Source organism: Cupriavidus sp. FW306-01-F10A (assembly GCF_058782785.1).
The window spans coordinates 368,024-375,240 of sequence record NZ_JBYSYA010000004.1; the positions used below are offsets into that span (position 1 = coordinate 368,024).

The 7,217-nt window shown below is 68.8% G+C and carries 6 protein-coding genes; 1 reads left to right on the forward strand and 5 read right to left on the reverse strand.

Annotated elements, in window-relative coordinates; translation table 11 throughout:
• Positions 1-112: 112 nt before the first annotated feature.
• The 5 genes from ybeY to AC3WLF_RS09000 form a co-directional block, all read right to left on the reverse strand.
• Complete coding sequence (ybeY, locus tag AC3WLF_RS08980) at positions 113-859, reverse strand: rRNA maturation RNase YbeY (protein ID WP_492351639.1); 747 nt, start codon at positions 857-859, stop codon at positions 113-115.
• Positions 860-1,858, reverse strand: a complete 999-nt coding sequence (locus AC3WLF_RS08985; protein WP_010813862.1) for a PhoH family protein — start codon at positions 1,856-1,858, stop codon at positions 860-862.
• A gap of 33 nt (positions 1,859-1,891) precedes the next feature.
• Positions 1,892-3,244, reverse strand: coding sequence for a tRNA (N6-isopentenyl adenosine(37)-C2)-methylthiotransferase MiaB (gene miaB, locus AC3WLF_RS08990; protein ID WP_010813861.1), 1,353 nt, complete (start codon positions 3,242-3,244; stop codon positions 1,892-1,894).
• A gap of 89 nt (positions 3,245-3,333) precedes the next feature.
• A complete protein-coding gene (locus tag AC3WLF_RS08995; protein WP_492317658.1) occupies positions 3,334-3,735 on the reverse strand; it encodes a hypothetical protein in 402 nt (133 codons plus the stop codon).
• Positions 3,736-3,848: 113 nt separating this feature from the next.
• Positions 3,849-5,534: a ClcB-like voltage-gated chloride channel protein gene (locus AC3WLF_RS09000; protein ID WP_492317657.1), complete on the reverse strand. Its 1,686-nt coding sequence runs from the start codon at positions 5,532-5,534 to the stop codon at positions 3,849-3,851.
• 300 nt (positions 5,535-5,834) lie between these two features.
• Between AC3WLF_RS09000 and AC3WLF_RS09005 the strand changes: the two genes are divergently transcribed.
• The coding region (locus AC3WLF_RS09005; protein ID WP_492358094.1) for a DEAD/DEAH box helicase at positions 5,835-7,217 on the forward strand (1,383 nt) is incomplete at its 3' end.

A 7,217-nucleotide genomic window follows, 5' to 3' on the forward strand; every position in this document is an offset into this window, starting at 1 on the left:
AGGATACACTAAAAGCCTGGCCGTCCCGTGACGGCGGGCGGTGTCCTGCGACGATATGTGCAGCATGCGGCGCCCGGTCGGCGCCGCCCGTGAGAAAGGGATTACGCGGGGATCACGCGGCGCGGTCGCTGTGGTAGGGGTCGGCGTAACCGAGCGCCAGCAGCGTTTCGGTCTCGATCGCTTCCATTTCCTCGGCTTCGACGTCTTCCTCGTGCTCGTAGCCTTGCGCGTGCAGCACGCCGTGGACGATCAGGTGCGCATAGTGCGCTTCCAGCGGCTTGCGCTGCTCGCGCGCCTCGGTTTCCACCACCGGGCAGCACAGCACGATATCGCCCGTGACCGGGTCTTCCTCGTTCTCCGCATAGGCAAAGGTCAGCACATTGGTGGCGTAATCCTTGCCGCGATAGGTGCGGTTCAGCGTGCGGCCTTCTTCCTCGTCGACGAAGCGGATGGTCAGCGCGGCGTCGGCATATAGCGCCGACTTGACCCAGGTCTCGATCTTGCGGCGCGGCGGCAGGCCGGCGCGCTTGCCGACGCCGTCGCCGTTCTGGATCTCGAGCTCCAGCCCGGGCGGAGTGGCCGGCGTGCCGGTGGTGGTGACCACCGGCGTGGCGGTCACGGCCACCGACAGCGAGTCATGGTTGTCCGGGCGCACCAGCAGGCCAGCCTGCTGGTTGGTGTCGGTGTGCTCGGCCAGCAGCGCGACCACGCCGTCGGCTGCCTGCGACAGGTCCAGCGTCAGGCTGCGGCCGTCGGGCAGCTGCACGCGCAGCGCGTGCGCGGCGCTCTTGCGCGCGCGGCCGTCGCCGTCGAACAGGGTCAGGCTCACGGCGGAAGACTTGGATTTCTGGGATTTCAATTAAGCGTCCTTGTGCTGGGCGTGGTATTCGTCATAGGCATCGACGATGCGGGCCACCAGCGGATGGCGCACCACGTCGATGCTGGTAAAGCGGGTGCAGGCAATGCCGCGCACGTCGCGCAGCACGTGCAGCGCCTCCACCAGGCCGCTCTTCTGCCCCCTGGGCAGGTCGATCTGGGTGGTGTCGCCGGTGATCACCGCCTTGGAGCCGAAGCCGATGCGCGTAAGGAACATCTTCATCTGCTCGGGCGTGGTGTTCTGCGCCTCGTCCAGGATGATGAAGGCATGGTTCAGCGTGCGCCCGCGCATGTAGGCCAGCGGCGCGATCTCGATCATCTGGCGCTCGAACATCTTCTGCGTGCGGTCGAAGCCGAGCAGGTCGTACAGCGCGTCATACAGCGGGCGCAGGTAGGGGTCGACCTTCTGCGCCAGGTCGCCGGGCAGGAAGCCCAGGCGCTCGCCGGCTTCCACCGCCGGGCGGGTCAGCACGATGCGCTTGACCGCGTCGCGCTCCAGCGCGTCGACCGCGCACGCCACTGCCAGGTAGGTCTTGCCGGTGCCGGCAGGGCCGACACCCAGGGTCAGGTCGTGCGACAGGATATTGCGCAGGTAGTCGCGCTGCGCCACGGTGCGGCCCTGCAGGCCGGTGCGGCGCGTGTGCAGCACCGGCGATTCGTCGCCGATCTCGCGCTCTTCGACATTGTCGCCGTTGCCGGGCAGGTAGCTGCCATGCGCGGACAGCTGGCGTGTTTCCACCAGGCCCAGTTGCACGTCGTCGATCGACAGCGGCGTGCGCGCCTGGTTGTAGAAGCGCTCCAGCGCCGTTGCCGCATCCTGCGCGTTGCCGCCGCGCACCGTCATGCGGTGGCCACGGCGCTGGATGTTCACGTCCAGCGCCTGCTCGATCTGGCGCAGGTTCTCGTCGAGCGGCCCGCACAGGTTCTGCAGCCGGGTGTTGTCGTCCTTGGGGGCGACGAATTCTGCGGAAGGGATTTTCATCGGTTGGCGATGGCCTCGCTGGATGGTGCCTGGTTACTGCCGAACCACGATCTCGCCGCGCAGCGAGTGCGGGAAGGCCTGCGTGATGCTGACATCGACCAGCTGGCCGACCAGCCGGTCGCGGCCTGCCTGCGGCACGCCCGGCAGCGCAAAGTTGACCACGCGGTTGTTCTCGGTGCGCCCGTGCAGCTCGGTCGGATCCTTGCGCGCGGGGCCTTCCACCAGGATGCGCTGCACCGTGCCGACCATGTTCTGGCTGATGCGCTGCACGTTTTCCTCGATGGTGGCCTGCAGCCGCTGCAGCCGGCGCAGCTTGACCTCGTGCGGGGTGTCGTCGTGCAGGTTGGCAGCGGGCGTGCCCGGGCGGGGGCTGAAGATGAACGAGAACGAGGTGTCGTAGCCGATCTCTTCGATCATCGCCATCAGCTTCTCGAAGTCGGCATCGGTCTCGCCGGGGAAGCCGACGATAAAGTCCGAAGACATCGACATATCCGGGCGCAGCACGCGCAGCTTGCGGATGATGCTCTTGTACTCCAGCACGCTGTAGCCGCGCTTCATCGCCATCAGGATGCGGTCGGACGCATGCTGCACCGGCAGGTGCAGGTGGTTGACCAGCTTGTCGCAGCGGCCATACAGCTCGACCAGGCGCGAGGTGAATTCCTTCGGGTGGCTGGTGGTGTAGCGGATGCGCTCGATGCCGGGAATCTCGGCCACGTACTCGATCAGCAGCGCAAAGTCGGCGATCTCGGTGGTGTCGCCCATCTTGCCGCGGTAGGCGTTGACGTTCTGGCCCAGCAGCGTGACTTCGCGCACGCCCTGTTCGGCCAGGCCGGCGACTTCGGCCAGCACGTCCTCGAACGGGCGCGACACTTCCTCGCCGCGGGTGTAGGGCACCACGCAGTAGCTGCAGTACTTGGAGCAGCCTTCCATGATCGAGACAAAGGCGCTCGGGCCTTCGACGCGTGCCGGCGGCAGGTGGTCGAACTTCTCGATCTCGGGGAAGGAGATATCCACCTGCGACTGGCCGGTGCGCTGGCGCCGCGCGATCAGGTCGGGCAGGCGGTGCAGCGTCTGCGGGCCGAACACCACGTCGACATAGGGCGCGCGCGAGACGATGCTGGCGCCTTCCTGGCTGGCCACGCAGCCGCCCACGCCGATCACCAGGTCAGGCTTGACCGCCTTCAGCGCCTTCATCCGGCCGAGTTCCGAGAACACCTTCTCCTGCGCCTTCTCGCGCACCGAACAGGTGTTGAACAGGATCACGTCGGCGTCTTCGACGTTGTCGGTGGGTTCCAGCCCCTGGCTGGCGTTGAGGACGTCGACCATCTTGTCCGAGTCGTACTCGTTCATCTGGCAGCCGTACGTCTTGACGAAAACTTTCTTCATATGCCGATCTCAGTGGTTGACCTGGGGGCATCAGGGTGTTGCAACAACACGGCCGGCGCGTGGGGTACGCCGGTCGCACTTCCGGGGGACTACGATTTCTTCTTCAGCGCCTTCTGTTCCGGCTCGCTCAGCACCCAGGCGGTCAGCAACTGGCCGTACAGGTCCAGCTTGTACCGCACCGGCAGCTTCTGGCCCGCCACCGCGGCACTGGCCAGCAACTGGTTGTCGGTGCCGAACAGGCGCAGGCCCGGCGCCACGCCGACGGTCTTGCCGTCGAGCGTGGCCGTCTGCGGGGCACCGGCAGACGGCGTGGCGATAACGAGCCTGGCCGCCTGCGCATCGTCCGGGATCGCCCGCACCGGCTGGGCCATCGCGCTTGCCGCACCGAGCAGCAGGGCGGCGGCGCAGGCCAGCGCTGGCAACAGCCTGCGGGCGCGCCCGGGTTGGACAGACTCCGGCGCCTCGCGGCGCGCATCACGACCTGCTGGCATGGGGGAGAACTCCGACTAATGGGTCGACGCGTTGGCGGGAATGGCCCAAAGGCGGGCGCAACCCGGCATTTTACCCCGCTGGCGGCCTGACAGGGTCGGCGATGCGGCGGGGCTCAGAACAGGCAGGATGCCTCTTGCAGCACACGCTGCTTGGACACCGTGCCCATCAGTTCGCGGCCGGCGCTGTCGCGCACCAGCGGGATGCGGTTGATGCCGTGCTCGGCAAACACCGCCAGGGCGTCGCGCAGGCCCGAATCCGGGGTCAGTGCGGGGAAGTCGCGTTCGGCCAGCGCCAGCACGTCGTCCGCGGCGCCCTCGCGCTGGGCGCGCTGCAGCGCATGGATCGACAGCGCGCCCAGCAGGCGGCCATCCGTTTCGACCAGATAGAGGTAGCGCGTCCCGGTCTCGGCAAACTTGTCGGCCGCGGCCGCCAGGGTGGCGTTCGGGTCGAGCACGGTATCGGTCGGGTCGCACAGGCCCGCCAGCGTCAGCGTGCGGGCGTGTTCGGCCGCGGCCGAGGCCTGCGCGCGCTCGGCGATCACGCTGTACAGAGACAGCGTCTGGCAGCGTGACGCGGTGTAGTACGCCGCCACTGCGCCGATCATCGACGGCAGCAGCAGCGCGGGCGCCAGCGTCATCTCGAACACCATCAGCACCGACATCAGCGGCGCCTGGCTGGTGGCCGCCAGGAACGCGCTCATGCCCACCAGCGGCAGCAGCGGCGCCGCAGCGGCCGCCGTGTCCTGCATGCCGATGGCCAGCAACTGCCCGAGCGCCGCCCCCACGAACAGCGAAGGCGTGAACACGCCGCCGACCGCCCCCGAGCCCATGCTGATCACCGTAGCCACCAGCTTGGCCAGCAGCACGCCGGCCACCGGCACGCTCAGCGGCTGCTCCTGCAGGATGGTCTGGATGGTGGAATAGCCGTTGCCAACCACCTCGGGCACCGCCATCGCGAGCACGCCGACCAGCGCCCCGCCCAGCGTCAGCCGGGCCACCGGGCCGCCAGGCATCGCTGCAAAGCGGCTGCGCGCAAAGCCCGCCGCACGCATGAACAGCGCTCCTGCAATGCCGGCGGCCACGCCCAGCGCGGCCGCGGCCAGCAGGATGTGCGGGCGCAGGTCGGGGGCGATATCCAGGCCCGGGTAGAGCGGCTGCAGGCCGCCGTGCCACTGGCTGACCATGGCACCGGCCACCGAAGCCAGGAAGAGCGGCATCAGGCGCTGCACCGCGAGCGCCCCGAACACCACTTCGGCAACGAAGACGGCAGCGGAGAAGGGGGTGTGATAAACGGTGGCAAGGCCCGCCGCGGCCCCGCAGGCGGTCAGCATGCGACGCATGTTCGAGCCGCCGCCGCGTTCCAGCCGGGTCGACGGGAACAGCGAGCCGCACAGCGCCGCCAGTTGGATCATCGCGCCTTCCTTGCCGACCGAGCTGCCGCTGACGATCGAGAAAAACGACGAGAGCGCGCGCAGCAAGGTGATCCGCACCGGCAGGCGGCCGCTGCCGTTGGCCACCGCTTCCATGTAGTCGGTGGCGCCGCCGTGGCTGCCGGCCAGGCGATTGGCCAGCACCAGCAGGCCGCCCGCCAGCGCGCCGCCCACGGCCGGCACCACCACGCGCCACGCCAGCGCCAGCGTGGCGAATACGGCGACCACGTCGGCATGGCTGGAAAACAGGACCACGCCCGCGCCATCCAGCGCCTCCTTGAACAGCGTGGTGGCAATGGCCGCGACGATCCCGACCGGGATGGCCGCGAACAGGGTGACTTCCTGGTCTTCGAGGAAACGCAAGCGCATGGCGGCTTTCCGGGGCACATGTGGCGCGGGTGCGGAGCCGGAGAGGGGGCGGGCAGAGGCTGTCATGATAGCGCAGCGCCACCCGCGCAGATCCGATGTGCGCCGGCGCGCATGCGGGGCCGCGCGCGGTGCAGAACCCGCTGGTCCCGGACTGGTACACTACCGCTCTTTCCTTCGCGGGCGGGCCGGTGCCCTGCCATGCCGGCTTCCCGGCGTTCGCGTTCCGATTCCGATCCGATTACCAGGAGCCATCCGGCGTTTGGCGCACCGCGTGCGCAGCGATGGCCCAAGCAGCAATTCATGTCTTTTTCTGAACTCGGCTTGTCCGACAAGATTGTGCGTGCCGTGGCCGAACAGGGCTACACCACGCCGACTCCCATCCAGGCCCAGGCGATCCCCGCCATCCTCAAGGGCGGTGACCTGCTCGCCGGCGCGCAGACCGGCACCGGCAAGACCGCCGGCTTTACGCTGCCGATGCTGCAGCTGCTGTCCGATTCCGCGGCGCGCGGCGCCAATGGCGCGCAGCGTCCGGCCCGCCTGCCGGTGCGCGCACTGGTGCTGACGCCCACGCGCGAACTGGCCGCCCAGGTCGAGGAGAGCGTGCGCAACTACGGCAAGTACCTGCGCCTGCGCTCGATGGTGATGTTCGGCGGCGTCGGCATCAATCCGCAGATCGAACAGCTCAAGCGCGGCGTCGAGATCGTGGTGGCCACGCCCGGCCGTCTGCTGGACCACGTGTCCCAGCGCACCATCGACCTGTCGCAGGTGGAACTGCTGGTGCTGGACGAAGCCGACCGCATGCTCGACATGGGCTTCATCCACGATATCCGCAAGATCCTCAACGTGCTGCCGGCCAAGCGCCAGAACCTGCTGTTCTCGGCAACGTTCTCGGACGATATCCGCGCGCTGGCCGACCGCCTGCTGAACAACCCGGCCTCGATCGAGGTGGCGCGGCGCAATACCACGGCCGAGACCGTGGACCAGCGCGTCTATCCGGTGGACCGCGAGCGCAAGCGCGAACTGCTGGCCCACCTGGTGCGCCAGCATGACTGGCACCAGGTGCTGGTGTTCACGCGCACCAAGCACGGCGCCAACCGCCTGGCCGAGCAACTGACCAAGGACGGCCTGTCGGCACTGGCGATCCATGGCAACAAGAGCCAGTCGGCGCGCACGCGCGCGCTGTCGGAATTCAAGTCCGGCACGCTGCGGCTGCTGGTGGCAACCGATATCGCCGCGCGCGGCATCGACATCGACCAGCTGCCGCACGTGGTCAACTTCGACCTGCCCAACGTGCCCGAGGACTATGTGCACCGCATCGGCCGCACCGGCCGCGCCGGCGCCGAGGGCGAAGCAATCTCGCTGGTCTGCGTGGACGAGATTGCGCTGCTGCGCGATATCGAACGCCTGATCAAGCGCAAGCTCGAGCAGACTGTGCTGCCGGGCTTCGAGGTCGACCCGAGCATCGCGCCCGAGCCGATCCAGAAGGGCCGCCAACAGCGTGGCGGTGGTGGCCAGGGGCAAGGACAAGGCCAGGGCCGCGGACGCGCCCAGGCGCGTCCGGCCGGCAACGAAGGCGAGGGCGCCCAGCGCCAGCGCCCGGCGCGCGAAGCGCAGGCTGCGCCGCGGCAAGCCCAGGGCGGCCAGCCGCGCACGCGCGCTGCCGAAGGCGGCCAGCGCGGCAAC

What these genes read in the sequence shown, in the direction of transcription:
- AC3WLF_RS08985 (WP_010813862.1), bottom strand. Translation starts at nt 1,858, where the DNA reads ATGAAAATCCCTTCCGCAGAATTCGTCGCCCCCAAGGACGACAACACC.
- miaB (WP_010813861.1), bottom strand. Translation starts at nt 3,244, where the DNA reads ATGAAGAAAGTTTTCGTCAAGACGTACGGCTGCCAGATGAACGAGTAC.
- AC3WLF_RS08995 (WP_492317658.1), bottom strand. Translation starts at nt 3,735, where the DNA reads ATGCCAGCAGGTCGTGATGCGCGCCGCGAGGCGCCGGAGTCTGTCCAA.
- AC3WLF_RS09000 (WP_492317657.1), bottom strand. Translation starts at nt 5,534, where the DNA reads ATGCGCTTGCGTTTCCTCGAAGACCAGGAAGTCACCCTGTTCGCGGCC.